The organism is Mycobacterium sp. NPDC049093, assembly GCF_040704635.1.
In the GTDB taxonomy this organism is placed as follows: domain Bacteria; phylum Actinomycetota; class Actinomycetes; order Mycobacteriales; family Mycobacteriaceae; genus Mycobacterium.
Map to the genome: position 1 here is coordinate 706,014 of NZ_JBEZJS010000002.1, position 22,959 is coordinate 728,972.

General features: G+C 65.8%; 19 protein-coding genes. 9 read left to right on the top strand and 10 right to left on the bottom strand.

The window, feature by feature from the left end; all coding sequences use genetic code 11:
- Positions 1-105 precede the first annotated feature (105 nt).
- The 3 genes from gltB to AB0876_RS08955 are packed head-to-tail and all read left to right on the top strand — an operon-like array spanning position 106 to position 7,502.
- Positions 106-4,695, top strand: a complete 4,590-nt coding sequence (gene gltB, locus AB0876_RS08945; protein WP_526041940.1) for a glutamate synthase large subunit — start codon at positions 106-108, stop codon at positions 4,693-4,695.
- Positions 4,688-6,154 carry a glutamate synthase small subunit gene (gene gltD / locus AB0876_RS08950; RefSeq protein ID WP_526041764.1) on the top strand — a complete coding sequence of 489 codons (1,467 nt, stop codon included), beginning with the start codon at positions 4,688-4,690 and terminating at the stop codon, positions 6,152-6,154. Before gltB ends, gltD begins: the two co-directional genes overlap by 8 nt.
- Before the next feature lie 37 nt (positions 6,155-6,191).
- The gene (locus AB0876_RS08955; protein ID WP_526041765.1) at positions 6,192-7,502 is read left to right on the top strand and encodes a glycosyltransferase 87 family protein; all 1,311 of its coding nucleotides are present in this window, start codon (positions 6,192-6,194) and stop codon (positions 7,500-7,502) included.
- Positions 7,503-7,510: 8 nt separating this feature from the next.
- Here AB0876_RS08955 and AB0876_RS08960 read toward each other — a convergent pair whose 3' ends face one another.
- The 5 genes from AB0876_RS08960 to AB0876_RS08980 all read right to left on the bottom strand — a co-directional run bounded on the left by AB0876_RS08960 (position 7,511) and on the right by AB0876_RS08980 (position 12,320).
- On the bottom strand, positions 7,511-8,791 hold the full coding sequence (locus tag AB0876_RS08960; RefSeq protein ID WP_491839616.1) for a 9-bladed beta-propeller domain-containing protein: 1,281 nt from the start codon (positions 8,789-8,791) through the stop codon (positions 7,511-7,513).
- Positions 8,792-8,850: 59 nt separating this feature from the next.
- Positions 8,851-9,339, bottom strand: a complete 489-nt coding sequence (locus AB0876_RS08965) for a YbaB/EbfC family DNA-binding protein (protein ID WP_491839617.1) — start codon at positions 9,337-9,339, stop codon at positions 8,851-8,853.
- On the bottom strand, positions 9,340-9,663 hold the full coding sequence (locus AB0876_RS08970; RefSeq protein ID WP_491839618.1) for an ESX-1 secretion-associated protein: 324 nt from the start codon (positions 9,661-9,663) through the stop codon (positions 9,340-9,342). It abuts the gene before it with no gap.
- A gap of 20 nt (positions 9,664-9,683) precedes the next feature.
- A complete protein-coding gene (locus AB0876_RS08975; protein WP_526041766.1) occupies positions 9,684-10,880 on the bottom strand; it encodes an EspA/EspE family type VII secretion system effector in 1,197 nt (398 codons plus the stop codon).
- A 588-nt stretch (positions 10,881-11,468) separates the two neighbouring features.
- Positions 11,469-12,320: an LLM class F420-dependent oxidoreductase gene (locus AB0876_RS08980; RefSeq protein ID WP_055118769.1), complete on the bottom strand. Its 852-nt coding sequence runs from the start codon at positions 12,318-12,320 to the stop codon at positions 11,469-11,471.
- A 150-nt stretch (positions 12,321-12,470) separates the two neighbouring features.
- Here AB0876_RS08980 and AB0876_RS08985 point away from each other — a divergent pair, with 150 nt between their 5' ends.
- On the top strand, positions 12,471-13,817 hold the full coding sequence (locus tag AB0876_RS08985) for an NAD-dependent succinate-semialdehyde dehydrogenase (protein WP_526041767.1): 1,347 nt from the start codon (positions 12,471-12,473) through the stop codon (positions 13,815-13,817).
- On the opposite strand, the gene AB0876_RS08990 is transcribed toward AB0876_RS08985, so the two are convergent.
- Positions 13,810-15,426 (bottom strand): SulP family inorganic anion transporter, encoded by a 1,617-nt coding sequence (locus AB0876_RS08990; RefSeq protein WP_526041768.1) that lies wholly within the window; start codon positions 15,424-15,426, stop codon positions 13,810-13,812. The genes AB0876_RS08985 and AB0876_RS08990 overlap by 8 nt on opposite strands.
- A 103-nt stretch (positions 15,427-15,529) precedes the next feature.
- Between AB0876_RS08990 and AB0876_RS08995 the strand changes: the two genes are divergently transcribed.
- Both AB0876_RS08995 and AB0876_RS09000 read left to right on the top strand, forming a co-directional pair.
- Positions 15,530-15,907 (top strand): thiol-disulfide oxidoreductase DCC family protein, encoded by a 378-nt coding sequence (locus AB0876_RS08995; protein ID WP_526041769.1) that lies wholly within the window; start codon positions 15,530-15,532, stop codon positions 15,905-15,907.
- Between the two features lie 9 nt (positions 15,908-15,916).
- Positions 15,917-16,924: a PHP domain-containing protein gene (locus AB0876_RS09000; protein ID WP_526041770.1), complete on the top strand. Its 1,008-nt coding sequence runs from the start codon at positions 15,917-15,919 to the stop codon at positions 16,922-16,924.
- Here the strand turns inward: AB0876_RS09000 and AB0876_RS09005 are convergent.
- Together AB0876_RS09005 and AB0876_RS09010 are read right to left on the bottom strand one after the other, a co-directional pair.
- Positions 16,913-17,203, bottom strand: a complete 291-nt coding sequence (locus tag AB0876_RS09005) for a YiaA/YiaB family inner membrane protein (RefSeq protein ID WP_526041941.1) — start codon at positions 17,201-17,203, stop codon at positions 16,913-16,915. The genes AB0876_RS09000 and AB0876_RS09005 overlap by 12 nt on opposite strands.
- Before the next feature lie 48 nt (positions 17,204-17,251).
- The gene (locus AB0876_RS09010) at positions 17,252-17,881 is read right to left on the bottom strand and encodes a TetR/AcrR family transcriptional regulator (RefSeq protein ID WP_526041771.1); all 630 of its coding nucleotides are present in this window, start codon (positions 17,879-17,881) and stop codon (positions 17,252-17,254) included.
- A 60-nt stretch (positions 17,882-17,941) separates the two neighbouring features.
- On the opposite strand from AB0876_RS09010, the gene AB0876_RS09015 reads away from it, so the two are divergent.
- Together AB0876_RS09015 and AB0876_RS09020 are read left to right on the top strand one after the other, a co-directional pair.
- The gene (locus AB0876_RS09015) at positions 17,942-19,102 is read left to right on the top strand and encodes an FAD-dependent oxidoreductase (protein WP_526041772.1); all 1,161 of its coding nucleotides are present in this window, start codon (positions 17,942-17,944) and stop codon (positions 19,100-19,102) included.
- A complete protein-coding gene (locus AB0876_RS09020) occupies positions 19,048-19,479 on the top strand; it encodes a hypothetical protein (protein WP_526041773.1) in 432 nt (143 codons plus the stop codon). Before AB0876_RS09015 ends, AB0876_RS09020 begins: the two co-directional genes overlap by 55 nt.
- Here the strand turns inward: AB0876_RS09020 and dinB are convergent.
- Positions 19,476-20,696, bottom strand: a complete 1,221-nt coding sequence (gene dinB / locus AB0876_RS09025) for a DNA polymerase IV (RefSeq protein WP_526041774.1) — start codon at positions 20,694-20,696, stop codon at positions 19,476-19,478. The genes AB0876_RS09020 and dinB overlap by 4 nt on opposite strands.
- 13 nt (positions 20,697-20,709) lie before the next feature.
- The gene (locus AB0876_RS09030) at positions 20,710-21,351 is read right to left on the bottom strand and encodes a TetR/AcrR family transcriptional regulator (RefSeq protein WP_526041775.1); all 642 of its coding nucleotides are present in this window, start codon (positions 21,349-21,351) and stop codon (positions 20,710-20,712) included.
- 79 nt (positions 21,352-21,430) lie between these two features.
- Here AB0876_RS09030 and AB0876_RS09035 point away from each other — a divergent pair, with 79 nt between their 5' ends.
- Positions 21,431-22,900, top strand: coding sequence for a flavin-containing monooxygenase (locus AB0876_RS09035; protein ID WP_526041776.1), 1,470 nt, complete (start codon positions 21,431-21,433; stop codon positions 22,898-22,900).
- Positions 22,901-22,959 lie beyond the last annotated feature (59 nt).

Consider the following 22,959-nt stretch of genomic DNA (forward strand, 5'->3'; position numbering starts at 1 on the left):
TTCTCCACTTATGGCGTGTGGGACATAGCCGTCGTCCAGTGCTGCACGGAGGCGCCCACGCCGAGCCGGCTTCTTCGTAGAAGCGTGTTGAAGGGCAAGGTGGGAATGGCGCCCAGCAAGGTCGGGCTGTACAACCCCGCATATGAACACGATGCGTGTGGTGTGGCAATGGTGGCAGACATCCATGGTCGCCGCAGCCGGGACATCGTGGACAAGGCGATCACAGCACTGGTGAATCTGGAGCACCGCGGTGCCCAGGGCGCAGAACCGAACACCGGCGACGGAGCAGGCATCCTGCTGCAGGTCCCGGATTCGTTCCTGCGCGAGGTCTGCAAGGACCTGGGCTTCGAGCTCCCCGAGGCCGGCAGCTATGCCACCGGCATCGCGTTCCTGCCGCAATCGTCGCGCGACGCGTCGACCGCAGCCGAGTCTGTGGAGAAGATTGTCGAGGCCGAGGGCCTGAAGGTGCTGGGTTGGCGCGAGGTGCCGACCGACGACTCGTCGCTGGGCGCACTGGCGCGTGACGCCATGCCGACGTTCCGGCAGCTGTTCATCGGCGGCGCCTCCGGCATGGACCTGGAGCGCAAGGCCTACGTCGTGCGCAAGCGCGCCGAACACGAGTTGGGCACCAAGGGCCCGGGCCAGGACGGCCCCGGTCGCGAGACGGTGTACTTCCCCAGCCTGTCCGGTCAGACCTTCGTCTACAAGGGCATGCTGACCACGCCGCAGCTCAAGGCGTTCTACCTGGACCTGCAGGACGAGCGGATGACCAGCGCGCTGGGCATCGTGCACTCCCGCTTCTCCACCAACACGTTCCCGTCCTGGCCGCTGGCCCACCCGTTCCGGCGGATCGCCCACAACGGCGAGATCAACACCGTCACCGGTAACGAGAACTGGATGCGCGCCCGTGAGGCGCTGATCCGCACCGACGTGTTCGGCACCGACGGGCTCGACAAGATCGTGCCGGTCTGTACCCCCGGGGCATCGGACACCGCACGGTTCGACGAGGTGCTCGAGCTGCTGCACCTCGGTGGCCGCAGCCTGCCGCACGCGGTGCTCATGATGATCCCCGAGGCGTGGGAACGCCACGAGTCGATGGATCCGGCGCGCCGTGCGTTCTACGAGTTCCACGACTCCTTGATGGAGCCCTGGGACGGACCGGCATCGGTGTGCTTCACCGACGGCACCGTCATCGGCGCCGTGCTCGACCGCAACGGGCTGCGCCCCTCGCGCATCTGGGTGACCGACGACGGCCTCGTCGTCATGGCGTCCGAGGCCGGCGTGCTGCCGCTCGACCCGTCCACCGTTGTCAAGAAGCTGCGCCTGCAGCCCGGCCGGATGTTCCTGGTGGATACCGCCCAGGGCCGCATCGTCTCCGACGAGGAGATCAAGGCTCAGCTGGCCAGCGAGCAGCCCTACCAGGAGTGGATCGAGGCGGGCCTGTTCCCACTCGACGAGCTGCCGCCGGGTGACTACGTCCGGATGCCGCACCACCGCGTGGTGCTGCGCCAGCAGATCTTCGGCTACACCTACGAGGAGCTCAACCTGCTGGTGGCGCCGATGGCCCGCACCGGTGCCGAGGCACTGGGCTCGATGGGCACCGACACCCCGGTCGCCATCCTCTCGGCCCGGCCGCGGATGCTGTTCGACTACTTCCAGCAGCTGTTCGCCCAGGTCACCAACCCGCCGCTGGACGCCATCCGCGAAGAGGTGGTCACCAGCCTGCAGGGCGTGATCGGACCCGAGGGCGACCTGCTCAACCCCGGTCCGGACTCGTGCCGGCAAATCGTGCTCCCGCAGCCGATCCTGCGTAACGCCGACCTGTCCAAGCTGATCTGCGTCGACCCGGACCACGAGGTCCGCGGCCACAAGCACGGCATGCGTGCCGCGGTGATCCGCTGCCTGTACCCGGTCAACCGGGGCGGTCAGGGGCTCAAGGAAGCGCTGGACAACGTCCGCGCCAAGGTGTCCGAGGCGATCCGTGAGGGCGCCCGCATCATCGTGCTGTCCGACCGCGAGTCCAACGAGACCATGGCGCCGATCCCGTCGCTGCTGTCGGTGGCGGCCGTGCACCATCACCTGGTCCGCGAGCGCACCCGCACCAAGGTCGGCCTGGTGGTCGAGGCCGGTGACGCCCGCGAGGTGCACCACATGGCAATGCTGTGCGGCTTCGGTGCCGCCGCGGTCAACCCGTACATGGCCTTCGAGTCGATCGAGGACATGGTCGACCGCGGGGTGATCTCCGGGATCAACAGCGATAAGGCCAAGGCCAACTACGTCAAGGCCGCGGGCAAGGGCGTGCTCAAGGTGATGTCCAAGATGGGCATCTCCACCTTGGCCTCCTACACCGGTGCACAGCTGTTCCAGGCGATCGGCATCTCCCAGGAAGTGCTCGACCAGTACTTCACCGGGCTGAGCTGCCCGGTGGGCGGCATCGAGCTCGACGACATCGCCGCCGACGTCGCCACCCGCCACTCGCTGGCCTACCTTGACCGTCCCGACGAGCGCGCTCACCGCGAGCTCGAGGTCGGCGGCGAGTACCAGTGGCGCCGCGAGGGCGAGTACCACCTGTTCAACCCGGACACGGTGTTCAAGCTCCAGCATTCGACTCGCACCGGGCAGTACTCGATCTTCAAGGAGTACACCGCCCTGGTCGACGACCAGAGTGAGCGGATGGCCTCGCTTCGCGGTCTGCTGAAGTTCCGTGACGGTGTCCGCCAGCCGATCTCGATCGACGAGGTCGAGCCGGCCTCCGAGATCGTCAAGCGCTTCTCCACCGGTGCCATGAGCTACGGCTCGATCTCGGCCGAGGCACACGAGACGCTCGCCATCGCGATGAACCGCCTTGGTGGACGGTCGAACTCGGGTGAGGGCGGCGAGAGCGTGCACCGCTTCGAGCCGGAAGAGAACGGCGACTGGCGCCGTAGTGCCATCAAGCAGGTGGCCTCCGGCCGGTTCGGTGTCACCAGCCACTACCTGACCAACTGCTCTGACATCCAGATCAAGATGGCCCAGGGTGCGAAGCCTGGTGAGGGCGGGCAGCTTCCGGGGCACAAGGTGTACCCGTGGGTGGCCGAGGTGCGGCACTCGACCCCGGGCGTCGGCCTGATCTCGCCGCCGCCGCACCACGACATCTACTCGATCGAGGATCTGGCGCAGCTGATCCACGATCTGAAGAACGCCAACCCCAGTGCTCGCGTGCACGTGAAGCTGGTGTCCGAGAACGGCGTCGGAACCGTCGCCGCGGGTGTCTCCAAGGCCCACGCCGACGTGGTGCTGATCTCCGGCCACGACGGCGGGACCGGAGCGACTCCGCTCACCTCGATGAAGCACGCCGGTGCCCCATGGGAGCTGGGCCTGGCCGAGACGCAGCAGACCCTGCTGCTCAACGGCCTGCGCGACCGCATCGTGGTCCAGGTCGACGGCCAGCTCAAAACCGGTCGCGACGTCGTGGTCGCCGCGCTGCTGGGCGCCGAGGAATTCGGCTTCGCCACTGCGCCGCTGGTGGTTTCGGGCTGCATCATGATGCGCGTCTGCCACCTCGACACCTGCCCGGTGGGTGTGGCCACCCAGAATCCGGTGCTGCGTGAGCGGTTCAACGGCAAGCCCGAGTTCGTCGAGAACTTCTTCATGTTCATCGCCGAAGAAGTGCGCGAGTTGATGGCCCAACTGGGTTTCAAAACGGTCAACGAGATGGTCGGCCAGGTCGGCGCTCTGGACACCACCCAGGCCGCCGAGCACTGGAAGGCCCACAAGCTGGACCTGACGCCTGTGCTCTACGAGCCCGAGTCGGCGTTCATGAACCAGGACCTGTACTGCAGCTCGCGTCAGGACCACGGTCTGGACAAGGCGCTCGATCAGCAGCTGATCACCCAGAGTCGCGAGGCGCTGGATTCCGGTTCGCCGGTGCGATTCGCCGCCAAGATCACGAACGTCAACCGGACGGTCGGCACCATGCTCGGCCACGAGGTCACCAAGGCCTATGGGGGGCAAGGGCTTCCGGACGGCACGATCGACATCACGTTCGACGGCTCCGCAGGCAACAGCTTCGGCGCGTTCGTCCCCAAGGGCATGACGCTGCGGGTTTACGGCGACGCCAACGACTATGTGGGCAAGGGCCTGTCGGGTGGCCGGATAGTAGTCCGCCCGGCCGACGAGGCGCCGGCTGACTTCGCCGCCGAGGACAACATCATCGCCGGCAACGTGGTGCTCTTCGGCGCCACCAGCGGCGAGGCGTTCCTGCGCGGCCAGGTCGGCGAGCGGTTCGCGGTCCGTAACTCCGGCGCCCACGCGGTCGTCGAGGGTGTGGGTGACCACGGTTGCGAATACATGACCGGCGGCAAGGTCGTCATCCTCGGACCCACCGGCCGCAACTTCGCGGCGGGTATGTCCGGCGGTGTCGCCTACGTCTACGACCCGGCCGGCGTGCTGGGCGAGAACCTGAACACCGAGATGGTGGAGCTGGAAGCCCTCGAGGCCTCTGATGTCGAATTCTTGCAGGGCATCCTCACGGCCCACGTCGATGCAACTGATTCGGCTGTGGGACAACGGGTCCTATCTGATTGGGATAACGAGTTGAAGGACTTTGTGAAGGTCATGCCGCGCGATTACAAGCGCGTGCTGGCTGCGATCGCCGAGGCCGAACAGGCCGGCGTGAACGTGGACGAGGCGATCATGGCGGCCGCCAATGGCTGATCCGCGCGGTTTCCTCAAGCACACCTCCAAAGAGCTTCCGACCCGTAGGCCGGTTCCGCTGCGCCTGAAGGACTGGAAAGAGGTCTACGAGGACTTCTCCCACGACAAGCTGCGGGACCAGGCATCGCGGTGCATGGACTGCGGTATCCCGTTCTGCCACAACGGCTGCCCGCTGGGGAACCTGATCCCCGAGTGGAACGACCTGGTCTACAAGGACCGGTGGCGCGACGGGATCGAGCGGCTGCACGCCACCAACAACTTCCCGGAGTTCACCGGAAGGTTGTGCCCCGCCCCGTGCGAGGCATCCTGCGTCCTGGGGATCAACCAGGATCCGGTGACCATCAAGCAGGTCGAGGTCGAGCTCATCGACAACGCCTTCGACCAGGGCTGGGTGGTCCCGAAGCTGCCCGACGTGCAGACCGGCAAGAAGGTCGCCGTCGTCGGGTCCGGCCCGGCCGGACTGGCCGCCGCCCAGCAGCTCACTCGCGCCGGCCACACCGTCACCGTGTTCGAGCGTGCCGACCGCATCGGCGGCCTGCTGCGCTACGGCATCCCCGAGTTCAAGATGGAAAAGCGCCACATCGACCGGCGTCTGGAGCAGATGGCGGCCGAAGGCACCCAGTTCCGGCCCGGTGTCAACGTCGGCGTCGATATCACCGTGGCGCAGCTGCGGCTGAACTACGACGCGGTCGTGCTTGCCGGCGGTGCCACCGCCTGGCGTGATCTGCCGATCCCGGGCCGCGAGCTCGACGGCATCCACCAGGCCATGGAATTCCTGCCCTGGGCCAACCGGGTTCAGCTCGGCGACGACGTCCTCGACGAGACCGGCCAGCCGCCGATCACCGCCAAGGACAAGCACGTCATCATCATCGGCGGTGGCGACACCGGCGCGGACTGCCTGGGCACCTCGCACCGGCAGGGTGCGGCCAGCATCCACCAGTTCGAGATCATGCCGCGCCCGCCGGAGACCCGCGCGGACTCGACCCCGTGGCCGACCTACCCGCTGATGTTCCGGGTGTCCTCGGCGCACGAAGAGGGCGGCGAGCGCGTGTTCTCGGTCAATACCGAGGAGTTCACCGGCGCCGACGGTCGTGTCACCGGCCTGCGTGCGCACGAGGTCAAGATGAACGCCGGCAAGTTCGAGAAGGTCGAAGGGACCGACTTCGAGCTCAAGGCCGACCTGGTGCTGCTCGCCATGGGCTTCGTCGGACCGGAGAAGGAAGGCCTGCTGAACAAGCTCGGCGTCGAGCTGACCGACCGTGGCAACGTCTCTCGCGACGAAAACTTCCAGAGCTCGGTGCCCGGCGTATTCGTCGCCGGTGACATGGGTCGTGGACAGTCGCTGATCGTGTGGGCGATCGCCGAGGGCCGGGCCGCCGCCGCAGGTGTCGACCGCTACCTGATGGGCAAGACCGCCCTGCCGGTGGTGATCAAGCCGACGGCAGCGCCGCAGCGCTAGGTTTCCGCGGTTCGACTCGCCAACCGGGGGTGGAGAGGTGAGGCTGCGACGTCGCATCGTCTCAGGTGCGGTGCTGGTGGCTGTGCTGGCACTGGTGGTGCACAACCACCTGGTGCCGTTCGGGACGCATTTCTTCGGGTTGACCGGGAACAATTTCGACCTGGACACCTACCGCGCCGGCGTGCACGCTTCCTGGGACGGTAGGAGCCTCTACCAGGAACCGGCGCTGCGCGGCGCCTGGTTTGTCTACCCGCCGTTCGCGGCCTTCATCCTCGCGCCGTTCGCCTGGCTCGGTTTCGACGTCGCCAAATACCTTCTGCTGGCACTCTCGGTCTGCTTGTTGGCGCTCATCGCATGGCGGATCCTGCGCCTGGCCGGCATCCGCGCCGATCTGCGGCTCGGCGTGATGAGCGCCGCGCTCGCGGTGATCGTCGTCGACGTCGAACCGGTGCAGGCCACCCTGTGGTGGGGACAGATCAACGTCCTACTCATGGCGATAGCGGTGCTCGACCTGCTGCGCCCGGAACAAGCCCGATGGCGGGGGATCGGGCTGGGGATCGCCGCGGGCATCAAGCTCACCCCGCTGGTGTTCCTCCCGTACCTGTTGCTCACCCGGCAGTGGCGGGCCTCGGCCACGGCCGGGATCACCTTTGTCGCAACGGCGGCGTTCACCTGGCCGCTGCTGCCGAAAGACAGCGCCTGGTTCTGGACTCACCTCGGCGACACCGCCCACATCAGCTCGATCGATCACCTGGCCAACCAGTCGATCAACGGATTTCTGGCCCGGTACTTCGCCCCGAACCCGCGGCCGGAATGGCTGTGGATCGTGGTGAGCCTGCTGGTACTCGCGGCGTGCATGGCCATCGCGGCGTGGGCGCACCGACGAGGCGAACGAGCACTGGCCGTGGTGCTGGTGGGTCTGACCGGTTGCGCGGTGTCGCCGTTCAGTTGGGCGGCGCACTGGGTGTGGTTCGCCCCCGCCATCTTCTGGCTCGTCGCGAAGGCGTGTACGACGCAGGGGCAGTGGGCCCGTGGCTGGGCGTACCGGGCTGCCGGGCTGCTCACGTTGACCTTCATGTGGACGCTGCACCGGCCCGGCCGCAATCACACCACCATGTACTTCAGCGGGGTGTACTGGAATTTCCTGGACCTGCGACGCTTCTGGACCGGCCAGCTCGCGAGCGGGTGGTACCCGTTGGTGTTTGGGTGCTTCGTGATCGCGGCGGTCAGTTGGCTGCGGCTGAGCACGCCGCCGGAGCCGGACGATCCCGACGAGATCGCCATGACTACGGACGACCTCGACGACTACCCACCGGAGTTCCTCGACGAGGAGCTGGCTCGGGCCTAGATGTACACCTAGCGCAGCGAATACAGTTCGGTGCCGTCGTCAGACAAGCGCACCAGGGTGTCGCCCAGGCGGGTGACCCGGCCGAGTGGTCCGTTCCTCGGGATCGACCACACTCGTTCACACTTGGTGAGATCCCAGGCATCGGCCAGCAGGTCGGACTTCGGATTGACCGGAGCGCGCACCGCCACTGTGCCGTCGGATCCGAGATAGCCTGTGCTCAAGTTGAATTCGCACGGCTTGCCCTTGTTGCCGGTCCGCATGTCATACGGGCGATAGAGGTCTTGCTGGGTAGTTTTGTCGGTCTCACTTACCCACAGCGTGGTGCCGATCAGTTGTACGGCGGCACCGGATGGGCGCAGTAGTTTTGCGCCTTGCGGTGTGTACACCGCGTAGCCATCGGATCCATTGACCGTGATCAAGTTGGCTGTCGTGCTGGCGAGGGTGCCCTCGAAACGTTTGTCGGTGGTGAGTTTCCCTGTCGTGTCGAAGAATTGGACGAAGCCAGGACCTGGTGCGTCGGCGAACTGACCAACTAATCCGCCCTCGAAGAACTTTGCATTGCGTGTTTCGGCGTCGCTGGGAAACTCCGGGACGATCACCCCGCCGTCCTTGAGGGAGAACATGGTGGCGCTACCTTCTGTGCCCGTGCCCTGAACTACGAGACCATCGTTGTGGGGACCGATGACGCCGTTCCCGGGAACAAACCACGTGGTCTCGGCCTCGGAGCCCACTCCGTAGATGCCCTGCTTCTCGGTGGCCGCGACCAGATAATTGCCAACCTGTGCGGCCTTGAGCTTCCCCGTTATCAAACGCACGTCGGTCGGGCCCGTGAACGTCAGTTCCCCGGTGCGCTGGTCGATCACCCACGCGGTGGCTCGGTAATAGTCGTCTGCGATGCACATGACCGAAGGTCCGTTGATGAAGCAGCTCGGTGCTGTGTCCGTCACGTTCAGCGCGACTGGGGGAAACAACCGGTGGCCGTCCGCGGCGTCAACTCCGGTCAGCCACCACTGTGGTGCGGGCCCAGGACTACTGGCGATGAGGTAGGCGCGAGACGTTCCCGTTCTGACGATGGGGCCGGGCAGGCTCGGGTCGTCGCCGATGGTGATTCTCGAATCCGGGGGCAACCCAAGTGTTGCGACGTCAATCTTCCACCCAGGAACCGGCTTTGTGTGCATCGACGGCAGGAAAGTCTGCTCCGGGGGCGTCCAGCGATGCCGCGCCAAGGCTTCAGCGCCGGCCGAGAACCACCACATGATGGCACCGATGACGATAATGACGACCGTCACGAGTGCTGCGACAACGAATGGCCAACGTGAACGTCGTTTGGCCGGGAGCGGTTGGGAAATCAGTCGTCTCCGTCATCTCGGTACCGGGTAGCGAAGATCTGAGCTTTCTCGGCGAGCACGGCTTCGGCCGACGGTAGCCCTGCATCGTGCTCCAGATGGTTGCGGATCGAGGTTCGATCGGCGCCCAATCGCTCCAGGACGCTCGAAAGAATCAGGTTCTGTCCAGCCAGGGCTTGTTGTGCAGCGAGCCTCGCAATCACGAGGATCTCGTCGGCGAGTTGGCTTTCCGTCATATCGACTACTCGCGGTGAGAGGTCGACATGTGCAGGCTGACCACTCGTCATCGCACTGACCGACACTGTCCCTGGGGGATTTGTCACGGTGAAATAGACTGCCAGGACAGCGTCGTCGTCAGCATCGGGAGTCGGCGTCTCTGCTGCAGAGTTGTCCTCGGGCGGCTCGATCAGGTTCGTGAAGTCGAGTGCATCGAGCGACGACTCGTCTTCGGGATAGCCGTCCCAGGCGTCGTCATCCCAGTTGTCACCCACTCAAACCCCGCATGTATTGATGTTCCCGCCTTCGGCGGAGTCGGTGTTGTCGTAGTTGGCGGCCGCGGTGGTCAACTTCTCGGCGAGTTCGGTGGAAACCTTCTCCATCTTTCCACCGGCCGTCCGACGGGCAGCCTCGACCGCAGCCACAGCGAGATTCGTTGCACCGCAAATGAGTCCGTGGGTATCTAGAACATTCCGTGCAGGGTCGACAATCGACCGATTGGCTCCCGTGATCAGGTCGACTGCCGTGTGTTGCTTCTCGGACAGGTGTCGGATGTGATCGGTGAGGACCGAGAGGTTCTTCTCGTAATCGGTTGGCATTGAGATTCTTTCGCGATAATTCAGGATCGGGCAGTGGGCACGGGGGTTGTGCTTTCGGCGCGAACATCTGGGGTGACGGGCGCGCGTTGGCCGGTATGAGCGGCAGGTGCAGCAGCTGCCGGCACCTTGGGCGGCGGGGCCGCGGGTGGTGGCCCCGCAGCCGCTGGAGCTTTTGGTGTCGCGGGTGGGGGAGTACTCGGCGTGGTCGGGCTCAAGGGCGCTGGATTCCCGTAAGGCGTAGCCGGTGGGCCGTAGACGATGGGATCCTCGGGACTCGGAACGGTGTATTTCGTTTCGGGTCGCGACCGTGTCGGGGCCTCGATCGGGCTGTAAGGGTCCTCCGGCAGCTTGTCCGCCAACCTGTCATAGCGGGGAAGCTCTTCCTCGGGATTCTTTGGCATCGAAAATACTTCGCACGCACCGTCGGGGTTGCCTGAGGTGTCTCGTGCTCCGTTTTCGTACCCGTCGAGCTGATCGCGGATGCGCCAGGCGTTCTCCAAGCTGTTCTTGAACAGGACGCCGATCGCGGAACCCGCAATTCCCGTTGCGGTGGCGGCGGCGGCGGTATCCAGCAGCATCTTGAGTGCGGCGCTGGGACCGGTGGCATTCATCGCCATGGTTGCGTAGTCATAGACCTTGAGCCAGTCGATCTGGTCGTCGAGGGTTTCTCGGGTATGACCCACCTGTTTGGCCTCGTCATCGAGGATGTCTGCAACTCCGATGTCAGCGTTCTGTACCTCGAACGTGACGCGTCGATGCGATGCGTTCACCGCGTTGTAGACCTGGGAGGCGGTTCCATCCCAACGATCAGTATGTGGCTCCGCCGCGATGAGAGTTGTCACCGCTGTCGCGAGGCGCTCGCTCGAGCCGCGGAACTCGTCGCCGTTAGTGGGGTTTCCCGATCCCGTCGTCGACTTCATGCCGTCGATCGCCATTTGCGCTAGCCATAGGATCTTGGACTCGGCCGGCACAAGACTCTTCATCGATTTGAATGCTGTCGGTAGTGGCCCAACCCCGAATCCGAGGCTTGTGAGGCCCTCGACGATGTCACCGGCGTCGTCCGCAAGCTTCAAGCCATCTTGAAGGGCGCCCCCCATGTCCCTGTCGAGTATGTTGTCGACGAAACTCGCGCCGTCTTTGGCACCGTTTACGACACCACTGACGAGTTTGAGTGGGCCCTCGGCGAAATTAGTCAGACCATCGACGAAACCCAACATGACCCCCTATATCCCGCGAGAAGTTTAGCGGTGCGACGAGTGGCTCCCGCGCGGCAATTTTCGTGTTCGCGCGCCGGAGCTTCACCATGGACGTTCGGTAACTAAGCCGAGTTTGAGAGATCTCTTAATTAACTGTTATGACCTGCATCACACCGCGCGCTGGCCCTGACCAGCGCCGAATTGTGATCCGCATCTCGAAATGTCGCAACTTCGGCGCATCAATCGCCACATCAGTCACATCAGAAACATCTGATCTTTTTGCGGCGTGCCTCGCACTGTTTGCCGGATACCGGGTATTTAATGACGTGGTGAGAGTGCTGCGGTAACGTAGAACTACGGGTACAGCAACCAGTAATTCGCAGGAGTGATCACCGTGTACATCAATCCGATCAGCCGGTCGCGGATGGGTCGTATTGCCTGGTCATTGTTCCGTCATCCGATGAAGAGCCGTGAATTCCCAGCTAAGAGCGAACGCCTGGTCACGGCCGACGAGCTACTTCGCTTCGGGGTTTGACGGGTATCCGTCTCGATAGCTGAACGCCCTCGAATCGACGCAAAAGCGCCGATCCGAGGGCGTAGCCGTATGCGTCAGGCGGTGAGCTGGCCCGAGTCCCTGATCGCCTCGGCCAGGGGTTCCAGTACGGCCGGATCGTAGGGCGGCGGCAGGTAGATGATCGCCAGGTCCAGGCCTTCGGCGCCCAGCGCTGCGGCCTCGTCGACCACCTTCGCGACATCGTGGTCCGCACCGAGGCGCACGTGCGCCGACAGGGTGATCTCCTTGGGATCGCGGCCGAGATCGGCGCAGTGCGCAGCCAACACATCGCGCTTACGGGCGAACTCCTCCGGCGGACCGCCGACGAAGTTCCAGTGATCGGCGTACTTCGCGGTGATGCGCAACGTGCGCTTTTCGCCACTGCCGCCGATGCAGAACGGCGGATGCGGCTGCTGCGGGCCCTTGGGCTCGTTGCGGGCATCCTTGAGTTGGTAGAACTTGCCGTCGAACGTCGTCGTGTCCTGTGTCAGCAGTCCTTTCAGAACCTCGCAGGCCTCCTCGAACCGGTCGAAGCGTTCCTTGATCGAGCCCAACTCGATTCCGTAGGCACCCGATTCCTCCTCGTTCCAGCCGGCGCCGATGCCGAGCTCGAGGCGACCGTTGGAGACGATGTCGAGTGCTGACGCCATATTCGCCAGCACGGCGGGATGGCGGTAGTGGATACCGGTGACGAGCACGCCGACGCGCAACCGCTCAGTGGCCTGGGCCAGCGCGGTCAGCGTCGTCCAGCCTTCGAGGCAGGGGCCGGACGAGTCGGAGAAGATCGGATAGAAGTGGTCGAACGTCCAGCCGGATTCGAAGACGTCGATCGTGTCGGCCGCTTTCCAGATGGCAAGCATGTCGGCCCAGGTCGTGTTCTGCGGGGATGTTTTGAAGGCGAAGCGCACGCCTTCAGAAACTAGTCCCGCCGCGGCATTCATTCCGGGCGAACCGGTCCGTGCTGATTCCGTATCTTCGGTGCCATTTTGACGCCGCAATCGGTAGTCTCAGGCAGGGAAATATGCGGAATCACGCGATCAGACCATCTGGGAGTAGACATGAGCGAGTACGCAGTCACCGATCCGGCGACCGCAAAGGTGGTCGCCACCTACCCGACCTCGACCGACGCCGAGATCCAGGCCGCAATCGAAGCTGCCGCCAAGACCGGCCGCACCTGGGCACGTACCACCACGGTGGCCGAGCGGGCAGCGCTCATCGGTAAGGTCGCCGCCCTGCACGAGCAGCGTCGCGAGCAGCTTGCCGACGTCATCGTCCGAGAGATGGGCAAGCCGCGCGACCAGGCCCTGGGCGAGGTCGACTACAGCGCCGCCATCTACCAGTACTACGCCGACAACGCCGAGAAGTTCCTCGCCGACGAGAAGATCACCCTGCTCGAGGGCGAGGGCAACGCGGTGGTCAAGCGGGGCCCGGTCGGTGTGCTGCTCGGGATCATGCCGTGGAACTACCCCTACTACCAGGTCGCCCGCTTCGCCGGCCCAAACCTGATCGTGGGCAACACAATTCTGCTCAAGCACGCTCCGCAGTGCCCCGAGTCCGCCGAACTGCTGCAGCTGATCTTCCTGGAGGCCGGGCTGCCGCAAGGTGCTTACGTCGACATCCGTGCCACCAACGACCAGGTCGCCGAGATCATCGCCGACCCCCGGGTGGCCGCGGTGTCGCTGACGGGTTCCGAGCGGGCGGGTGCGGCAGTGGCCGAGATCGCCGGCCGCAACCTCAAGAAGTGCGTGCTGGAACTCGGCGGGTCCGACCCGTTCATCCTGCTGTCCACCGATGATCTCGACGCGACGGTGGAAGCCGCCGTCGAGGGGCGGATGGAGAACACCGGGCAGGCCTGCAACGCCGCCAAGCGGTTCATCGTCGCGGAGGACATCTACGACGACTTCCTGACCAAGTTCACCGACAAGCTGCTGGCGGCCGCCGACGGGATCGCCCCGCTCTCTTCGGAACTGGCCGCCGAACGGCTCGAGCAACAGGTCAAGGCCGCCGTCGCGCAGGGCGCCGAGCTCAAGTCGGCAGGTGAGCGCCGCGGTGCGTTCTATCCGCCTGCCGTGCTCACCGGAGTCACCGTGGACAACGACGCCTACCGTCAGGAGCTCTTCGGCCCGGTGGCCGTGGTGTACAAGGCTGGATCGGAAGACGAGGCCGTCGAGATCGCCAACGACACCCCGTTCGGACTGGGTTCCTACGTCTTCACCACCGACGCCGATCAGGCCGCGCGGGTGGCCGACCGGATCGATGCCGGCATGGTGTTTGTCAACGCGGTCGGCGCCGAAGGGGCCGAGCTGCCGTTCGGCGGTATCAAGCGGTCCGGTTTCGGCCGCGAGCTCGGCAGGTTCGGCATGGACGAGTTCGTGAACAAGAAGCTGATCCGTACGGTCACCTAGCGCTGACGTGCGTTCGCGCATGTGCGACCGCGTCATCCAGCGAATCGAGCAGGTGGTTCTCGTGCCGTAGTGACTCGAACACGCCGACGTTGGCCAACAACTCGGCGTGTTCGGGTCGGACACCCTTGATGATCACCGTGATACCGCGCGACTCCAGTTCGGTGGCGATCTCCGCGAGGGTGTGCGCACCCGTGGCGTCGAGCATGCCGAGTTGCGACATCCGGATGATGACGACGGACGTGTGTGGATGTTCAGCGTCCACGATCGCGCTCGAAATACGTTCGGCCGCACCGAAGAACATTGCACCGTCGAGCCGCAGCAGCGCGATCTCGTCGTCGCCGGGCAGGTGCGGACCGGGAAGTTCCTCTCGAACCACGCTGCTGCGCCGCGCCACGGAACGCAACGCGAAGAATGCGGCGACGACGATGCCGATCTCGACCGCCTCGATCAGGTCGAAGCACACGGTCACCACCGCGGTCAGCACGAAAGTCAATGCATCGGATCGGGTGGAGCGCAGGATCTTTCGTACCGTGCCCGCCGAGATCATCCGGAACGACGTCACCATCAGCACTCCGGCCAGTGCGGCGAGTGGAATGGTCGAGACCGGCCCCGTCGCCAGGTAGACGACGCCGAGCAACACCAGGGAGTGCACGATCGCCGCGACGCGGGTTCGGGCGCCGGCCCGGACGTTGACCGCGGTGCGGGCGATCGCGCCCGTTGCGGGCATACCGCCGAAAACGCCCGAAGCCACTGAGGCCAAACCCTGCCCGACCAACTCGCGGTCGGGGTCGTACGGTCCGGTCGGTGACATGGTGGCCGCAACCCGCGCCGAGAGCAGCGATTCGATGGCCGACAGCGCGGCGATGGCCAGCGCCGCGCCGAGCAGGGTGCGCAAGGCGCCCAGATCAGCGTGGGGCAGCACCGGCGCGGGCAGATGAGACGGCAGCTCACCGATCGCGGCCACCGGGAGGTGGAGGAGGCTGACCAGCACGGTGACCACGATGACCGCTGTCAGGGATTCCGGAATGGCGCGGTGCAGGCGGGGGAGCGCGACCATCAGGAGCGCGACAACCCCAACCACCCCAAGGGTTTTCGCCGCGGCTGTCCAGTCCGTCTGGGCGATCACCGTGATCGCGGCCGGCAGCGTGCGCTCACCGGCGGGCGCCTGCTGGGCGAATGCGGCGGGGACCTGCTGCAGGAAGATGATCATCGCGATGCCCAGGGTGAACCCCTCGATCACCGGCCACGGGATGAACGTCACCGCCCGGCCCAGTCCGGTGACGCCGGCGGCCAGCACCACGAGCCCCGCCACCACCGTCACCAGTGCGATGCTGCCGAGTCCGTGTTGCGCGACGATCGGCGCGAGGACCACCGCCATCGCTCCCGTCGGGCCGGACACCTGCACGTGCGAACCGCCGAACACGGCCGCGACCAGGCCCGCCACTACTGCCGTGACCAAGCCGGCGGCGGCTCCCACACCCGAGCTGATCCCGAAAGCCAACGCCAATGGCAGGGCCACTACGCCGACGGTCACCCCGGCGAGGGCATCGCGGCGCCACGACCGCGGCAGTTCGGTGTAGTCGCCGCGATTGGGCAGTAGCCGAGACATGGCAGGACCTGATGAATTGATGGATTGAGGAATTGCTCAATCCACTGTAGGGCTGCCCGTCATACGGCGCAAATGCCCGTCCCGATGCGGGCACACTGGAGGTATGAACGGCGTCCTGTACTTCGACGGCAACTGCGGCATGTGTACCCGCAGCGTGAACGCTCTGACGAGCCGGCAGCGCACCGGCGATCTGCGGACCGCGCCATTCCAGGCCGCCGGCACCGCTGACCGGCTCGGCGTGCCGGCCGATCAGATGCTCGAAGCGGCGTGGTGGCAGGACTCCTCGGGCGAGGTGTACCGCGGCGCCGAAGCCATCAACGCCGCCGTCTCGGCCGGGTTCGGCACCCGGATCCCGTTGCGCGTGTACCGGGTGCCGGGGGTGCGTCAACTGCAGAACGCGGTCTACCGCTGGATCGCCACACATCGCTACCGGTTCCCGGGCACCACGCCGCACTGCGCGGCACGGCCGGGCGACTGCTGAGCAGTGCCCATGGACCCGGTGACCGCACTACGTCAGATCGCGTACTACAAGGATCGCGCCCGGGAGGACCCGCGGCGGGTGATGGCCTACCGCAATGCCGCCGACATCGTCGAGGCGCTGTCGGATGCCCAACGGGAACGCCTCGGCGCGACGAACGGTTGGCAGTCGTTGCCGGGGGTGGGGCCCAAGACCGCCAAGGTGATCGCGCAGGCCTGGGCCGGCCGGGAGCCCGACACCCTCGTCGAATTACGTGAGGCGGCTGTCGATCTCGGGGGCGGCGACGTACGGGCCGCACTCCGGGGAGACCTGCACGTGCACTCCAACTGGTCGGACGGATCCGCCCCGATCGAGGAGATGATGCTGGCCGCCCGCGACCTCGGACACGAGTACTGCGCGCTGACCGACCACTCGCCCCGGCTCAAGATCGCCAACGGCCTGTCCCCGGACCGGCTGCGCGAGCAGCTCGACGTCATCGAGGAGCTACGCGAGGTTGTGGCCCCGATGCGGATCCTGACCGGGATCGAAGTCGACATCCTCGAAGACGGATCGCTGGACCAGGAGCCTGAACTGCTGGAACGCCTGGATGTGGTGGTGGCCAGCGTGCACTCCAAACTGGCGATGGACTCCACGGCCATGACTCGACGCATGATCAAGGCTGTCTCGAATCCGCACACAGATGTGCTGGGGCACTGCACCGGACGCCTGGTCACCGGGGGACGCGGCATGCGGCCCGAGTCGAAATTCGATGCCGAGAAAGTCTTCACCGCCTGTCTCGAACACGGCACGGCCGTCGAGATCAATTCCCGTCCCGAGCGGCGCGACCCGCCGACCCGGCTGCTCACGATGGCACTGGAGATCGGCTGCCTGTTCAGCATCGACACCGATTCCCATGCGCCCGGTCAGCTCGACTTCCTCGGCTACGGGGCCCAGCGGGCCCTCGATGCGGAGGTGCCGATCGAGCGCATCGTCAACACCTGGCCCGCCGACCAACTCCTGGAGTGGACCTCAGGAGGCTGAGGTGAACGGATTGTGTTCGGCGATCAGCTTTTCCATTCTGGCCTCGTCGAGCCGGACCCGGATGGTGGTGGCTTCCTGCTGATCGCGGATGACCTTGGCAAGGGTGAACGAGCTCGTCACGAGGAACAGGACCGTCATCGCCAGGAACAGGCGCTGCCACAGATCCAGGGGCAGGAACAGGACCCCGCCGAGCAGACCCAGAAAACTGGCACCGAAAGCGATGGCGGCCTGGAGGAAGAATGCGGCGGTGACCCTGGATGAGTCGTTGAGTGCGTTCATGTTTCGCAGCTTGTCGTAGTCCGGCGTGCTGCGGATGGGGGACATTACTCAGATTCCATGCTCAGTTCGCTGCCACGGCCGCAGCGCGATCTCGGTGGCCCGCCGTAAGGCCAGGGCGCGGGCCTTACGGCCTGGGGGTATGCCGGTGTCGACCATTGCCTGGACGGCGCCGGTCACCGCGCCGACGAAGGCGCCGACGATGGCACCCGCACCGATGGCGTCGAGTTCGTCCGCGTACGCCGTCTGCAGATGCTGCGCGATCTCCCGCTGGGCGTCGAGTTGGTACTGCAGTGCTCGTCCCCGGATTGCCGGAATGGTCTGCACCAGCCGGAACCGCAGCGCACCCTGCTCGTCGGCGAAGTCGTGGCCACCGTCGATCACCGAGCCGAGGGCACGCAGCAGCACGTCGGCCGGACGATCCTCGGGCCCGCGCTCGGCAATGGCGTCGATGGCCGCCTGCACTCGGGCGTCGGCGCCGGGCAACAGCACGTCGTCCTTGCTGGCGAAATAGCTGAAGAACGTGCGCGGTGCGATATCGGCCGCCGCGGCGATATCGGCCACCGTCGTTCCGTCGTATCCGTTGGCGGCGAACAGCTTCAGCGCGGCGTCGACGATGGCGGCACGGGTCCGCTCACGCTTGCGCTCGCGCAGCGAGGCGGCAGCGGTATCGGTGGGCATGCATCGAGTGTATAACTGCAGTAAGTGCAATATTGCATTGACTGCAGAAAGGCGCTTGAAATGAAGACGGTGCTCATCGTGGGAGCGGGGGTGGCCGGATCGACCGCGGCGTACTGGCTGGCTCGATCGGGAATGGCGGTCACCGTCGTGGAACGCGCCGGTGGTGACCGGTCCAGCGGCAGTCCCGTCGACGTGCGGGGTGCCGCCTACGGCGTCGCGGAACGGATGGACGTGCTGCCCGCGCTCAGGTCTGCGGCAACCCGGGCCACCGGGATCAGCGCGGTGGACCGCCACGGCCGGCGGATCGGATGGGCACCGATGCAATGGGGAGACGGGATCGAGATTCCCCGCAGTGACCTGGCCGCGATCCTGGCCGATGCCGGTCGCAACGCCGCCGAGTTCCGCTACGACGACACTGTCACCGCGTTGGACCAGAATGCAGCCGGTGTCGAGGTCAGCTTCGAACGTGCGAAGCCCCAGCGGTTCGATCTGGTGGTCGGCGCCGATGGATTGCACTCGCGGGTAAGGGAACTGGCGTTCGATGGCGGGCTCATCGAACATCTCGGACTGTACGTCGCCACCGTGGACCTGGCCGACGAGGTCGAAGGCGACACCGTCCTGATGTACAACGAGCCCGGACGGATGGCGGCGGTGCACCCGGCGACCGGTCGTGGGATCGCCGCGTTCATCTTCCGCCACCCGGCGCTGCCGGACTTCGACCATCGCGACTCGTCGGCGCACAGAGACGTCGTCGCCCGCACTTACGCCGGCATGGGGTGGCAGGTGCCCGACCTGCTGCGGCAGGTGCGGGAGGCCCCCGACATCTATTTCGACTCGGTCAGTCGTGTCCGTATGGACACCTGGTCGTGCGGGCGGATCGTTCTGCTCGGTGACGCGGCCTCGTGCGTATCGCTGCTCGGGGACGGATCGAGCCTGGCAATCGCCGGAGCGGCAACACTTTCCGAGTGCGTGGCCGCCTACGGGGGCGATCCTGTGAAGGCGCTGCGCGAATACGAACGCCGACACCGGCGCGTCGTGATGCCGCGGCAACGCTGGATGGGGCCAGGTTCCCGGGTGATCGTGCCGGCCAGTGCTGCCGGCGTGCTGGCACGCAATACCGCACTGCGGGTGACCGGCGGTATTCGACAGGCTCGTAAACTCACGCGATGCACGCGGAACTCGGCATCGACACCGTCATCACCCTGCTCGCCGCCGGCCTGATCTTCCTGCTGGCCCTGGTGCTCGGGGTGTGGAAGTACCGGCAGATGGCCACCAGCGAGAACCACCTGGCCCACCCGTACGTCGACATCGCCCACCGGGCCGCGCTGCTGTACTCCTTCGCGACGCTGCTGGTCGCCGTCTTCGTCGAACTCAGCGCCTGGCCCACGTGGGTGAACCTCACCGCAGCCATGGTGCTCGTGCTGTTCTTCGTCGTCGCCATCGCCGCCTACATCGAGCACGGTGCCAAGCGCGACACCACCAACCAGTTCGAGAAGCCCACCGCATCACTGCACGCCGGGATGTTTGCCCTCATCGCCGGCGAGATCGGCGGATTCGCCGTGCTGCTCGCGGGATTCATTGCCGCGCAATTCTTTTAGTACGGGAGCGTGGGCATCTCCAATCCGGGATCGCGCCCGACGAGCACCCCGCGGGTCAGCATCGCATTGCCGAACCGGTGGCGCACCTCGTCGATGGCGCCGTCGATAGCCACCGGATCGGGCTGCGATTCGAAAGGCAACTCCAACTGCTGGCTGCCCTCGGGATCGATGTTGGACACCGCGAACCCGATGAGGGTCAGCCCGCGCTCGGCGATCACCGGCGCGGCGGCCGTCACCAGCACCCGGGCGGCGGCCAGGATCGCGTCGGTCGATGCGGTGGCCCGGGGCAGGGTGTGCGAGCGGGTGGCCCGGCCGAAATCATCGAAGCGCAAACGTAATACGACCGTGCGTCCGGTCCGGCCGGCCCCGCGCATCCTGCGGGTGATGCGGTCGATGAGGTTGACCACCACGACATCGACCTCCGCGGCCGACATCGTGTTGCCGCGCCGGCCGAGCGCGCGTTGGGCGCCGACCGAACTGCGCCGGACCCCCGTCGTCACCCGGCGCCGGTCGATGTTGCGCGACAACGCATACAGCTGTCGTGCCGTCGCACCGCCGACCATGGGCCGCAGGGCCGACTCGGGCAGCTCAGCCACATCGGCGACGGTCTCGATGCCGTGGGCGTGGAGCTTCTCGGCCGTCTTGGCGCCCACACCCCACAGCCGGCGCACCGGCAACGGATGCAGGAACGCCAGTTCACGATCGGGCGGGACCAACAGCAGGCCGTCCGGCTTGGCCACCTGACTGGCCACCTTGGCCAGGAACTTCGTGCGTGCGATGCCGACGGTGATGGGTAGGCCCACCTGCTCGCTGACCTGCTCGCGCAGCCGTCGAGCGATCTCCACCGGAGTTCCGGAAACCCGCCCCAACCCGGACACGTCGAGAAACGCCTCGTCCACCGACAGTGGCTCGACCACCGGCGTGGTGTCGTGAAAGACCTCGAACACGTGCCCGCTGGCCTCCGAATACGCCGACATCCGTGGCGGCACGACGATGGCTTGCGGGCACAGCGTCCTGGCCTGACCACCGTTCATCGCCGTGCGGACCCCGAACGCCTTCGCCTCGTAACTGGCCGCCAACACCACCCCGCCGCCGACGATCACCGGGCGGCCACGCAGCGCCGGATCGTCGCGCTGCTCGACCGATGCGTAAAACGAGTCGAGATCAGCGTGCAGGATGGCCGCCTGCGGAGCGGTGGGTGAACCCGACACGAACATATGTTCGCATAGGTTACAGAGCGCCGCCGTAGATGCTGGTCAGCCAGATGTGCGCGAGGGTGTCGACGACCTTGTCGTAGTCGACCGCGGGTTGTTCGGCGCTCAGGGCTGCCATCATGGTCCGCTCGTTCATCAGGTTGAGCGACGTCGCGAGGTCCATGGCCGGAATGGTCTCCGGGGCGCCGCCGCGTTGGCGTTCGGCGGTGATCAGGGCGGCGGTCAGGGCGATCCACTTCTGCATGAGCCCGGACCAGAGCGCGCGGAACTCCGGACTGCTGTTGACTGCCTCGGTGCCGGCGCGCGCGGTGGCCGGATCCGACCCGAACGAGCTGAAGAAGATCTCGATACCGCGGCGGATCGCCCGCTTGGGGTCGGCCGGCATGGCCTCCAGCGCGCTGTCGAAACCGGTGTCCGCGCGCTTGATCAGTGGATCGAGCAGCGACAACACGACCGCTTCCTTCGACGGGAAGTAGAAGTAGAACGTGGGCCGCGAGATCCCGGCGCCTTTGGCCAGGTCATCGACCGATATGTCGGCGAACTTCTTGGTCTCCAGCAGCCGCCTGGCGGTGGCGAGAATCGCCGCCTCGCGGTCGTCGCCCGACGGGCGGGTGGCACGGCGGCCGCGCGGAGCGCGCGTCGTGCTGGAGCTGGTCACAATCAAGCAGCCTAACACTGCGTTGAGTTTCTCAACACACTGTTGACCGACTCAACACGGTGTTGATACCGTCGGTCCCATGACCGAACATTTCGATGTTGTGATCGTCGGTGCCGGCATTTCCGGCATCAGCACGGCCTGGCACCTGCAGGACCGTTGCCCGACCAAGAGCTACGTGATCCTCGAGCGCCGCGAGAACATCGGCGGCACCTGGGACCTGTTCAAATACCCGGGTATCCGTTCCGACTCCGACATGTTCACCCTCGGATTCCGGTTCAAGCCGTGGGAGTCCGCCAAGTCCATCGCCGACGGCGAGTCGATCTGGAACTACATCAACGAGGCCGCCGACGAGAACGGCATCCGCAACCACATCCGCACCGGGCACCGGGTGCTCTCGGTGGACTGGTCGGACGCTGACAACCGCTGGACCGTCGACGTCGAGCACAACGGCGAAGCCAAGCAGATCACCGCGTCGTTCCTGTCGGTGTGCAGTGGCTACTACAACTACGACGAGGGCTACTCGCCGGAATTCCCGGGGTCCGAGAACTTCAAGGGACAGATCATCCACCCGCAGCACTGGCCCGAGGACCTCGACTACGCAGGCAAGAACGTCGTGGTGATCGGCTCCGGAGCCACCGCCATCACGCTCATCCCGTCGCTGGTCAGCGGCGGCGTCGGACACGTCACGATGCTGCAGCGTTCACCGACCTACATCGGATCCCTGCCGCTGGTCGACCCGGTGGCCGTGAAGACCAACAAGTACCTGCCCAAGAACCTGGCGCACTTCGTCAACCGGTGGAAGCAGATCGGATACAGCACCGGCCAGTACCAGGTCGCGCGCCGCTTCCCGTCGGTCTTCAAGCAGTTCCTGCGCAAGATGGGGACCCGCCGCCTGCCTGAGGGCTTCGACTACGACAAGCACTTCAGCCCGAGCTACGCCCCTTGGGACGAGCGAGTCTGCCTGGCCCCCAACGGGGATCTGTTCAAGGCCATCCGCTCCGGCAAGGCCGGCGTCGTCACCGACACCATCGAGACCTTCACCGAAACCGGCATCAAGCTGAGCTCCGGTGAGGAGCTGCAGGCCGACATCATCGTCACCGCGACCGGCCTCAACATGCAGCTGTTCGGCGGCGCGGTGGCCCACCGCAACGGCGAGCCGATCGATCTGACCAGGTCCATGACCTACAAGGGCCTCATGCTCTCGGGTGTGCCGAACATGGCCATCACGTTCGGCTACACGAACGCGTCCTGGACGCTGAAGGCGGACCTGGTGTCCGAGTTCATCTGCCGCGTGCTGAACTACATGGACGCCAACGGATTCGACCGCGTCGAACCGCAGCATCCCGGCGGTGCCGTCGACGAGCTGCCGTTCATGGACTTCACCCCGGGCTACTTCCGGCGGGCCATGGACTCCCTGCCCAAGTCGGGCTCGGAAGCGCCGTGGAAGCTCAAGCAGAACTACTTCTTCGACATGCGGACCATCCGGTACGGCAAGGTCGACGAAGAGGCGCTGATGTTCACCAAACACCGTGCCGCTGTGACGGTTTAGCGCGGCGATGAACGAGAAAAGCCCCCACCGCGAGGTGGGGGCCTTTTTCGCGTAGGTCT

Excerpts from the sequence above, each read along its gene's own strand:
- AB0876_RS09015 (WP_526041772.1), top strand. The coding sequence starts at position 17,942 with ATGAAGACGGTGCTCATCGTGGGAGCGGGGGTGGCCGGATCGACCGCG.
- AB0876_RS08990 (WP_526041768.1), bottom strand. The coding sequence starts at position 15,426 with ATGTCTCGGCTACTGCCCAATCGCGGCGACTACACCGAACTGCCGCGG.
- AB0876_RS08975 (WP_526041766.1), bottom strand. The coding sequence starts at position 10,880 with ATGTTGGGTTTCGTCGATGGTCTGACTAATTTCGCCGAGGGCCCACTC.
- gltB (WP_526041940.1), top strand. The coding sequence starts at position 106 with ATGGCGCCCAGCAAGGTCGGGCTGTACAACCCCGCATATGAACACGAT.
- AB0876_RS08970 (WP_491839618.1), bottom strand. The coding sequence starts at position 9,663 with ATGCCAACCGATTACGAGAAGAACCTCTCGGTCCTCACCGATCACATC.
- AB0876_RS09020 (WP_526041773.1), top strand. The coding sequence starts at position 19,048 with ATGCACGCGGAACTCGGCATCGACACCGTCATCACCCTGCTCGCCGCC.
- AB0876_RS09010 (WP_526041771.1), bottom strand. The coding sequence starts at position 17,881 with ATGCCCACCGATACCGCTGCCGCCTCGCTGCGCGAGCGCAAGCGTGAG.
- AB0876_RS09005 (WP_526041941.1), bottom strand. The coding sequence starts at position 17,203 with ATGAACGCACTCAACGACTCATCCAGGGTCACCGCCGCATTCTTCCTC.
- AB0876_RS08985 (WP_526041767.1), top strand. The coding sequence starts at position 12,471 with ATGAGCGAGTACGCAGTCACCGATCCGGCGACCGCAAAGGTGGTCGCC.
- dinB (WP_526041774.1), bottom strand. The coding sequence starts at position 20,696 with ATGTTCGTGTCGGGTTCACCCACCGCTCCGCAGGCGGCCATCCTGCAC.
- AB0876_RS09000 (WP_526041770.1), top strand. The coding sequence starts at position 15,917 with ATGGACCCGGTGACCGCACTACGTCAGATCGCGTACTACAAGGATCGC.
- AB0876_RS09035 (WP_526041776.1), top strand. The coding sequence starts at position 21,431 with ATGACCGAACATTTCGATGTTGTGATCGTCGGTGCCGGCATTTCCGGC.
- AB0876_RS08995 (WP_526041769.1), top strand. The coding sequence starts at position 15,530 with ATGAACGGCGTCCTGTACTTCGACGGCAACTGCGGCATGTGTACCCGC.
- gltD (WP_526041764.1), top strand. The coding sequence starts at position 4,688 with ATGGCTGATCCGCGCGGTTTCCTCAAGCACACCTCCAAAGAGCTTCCG.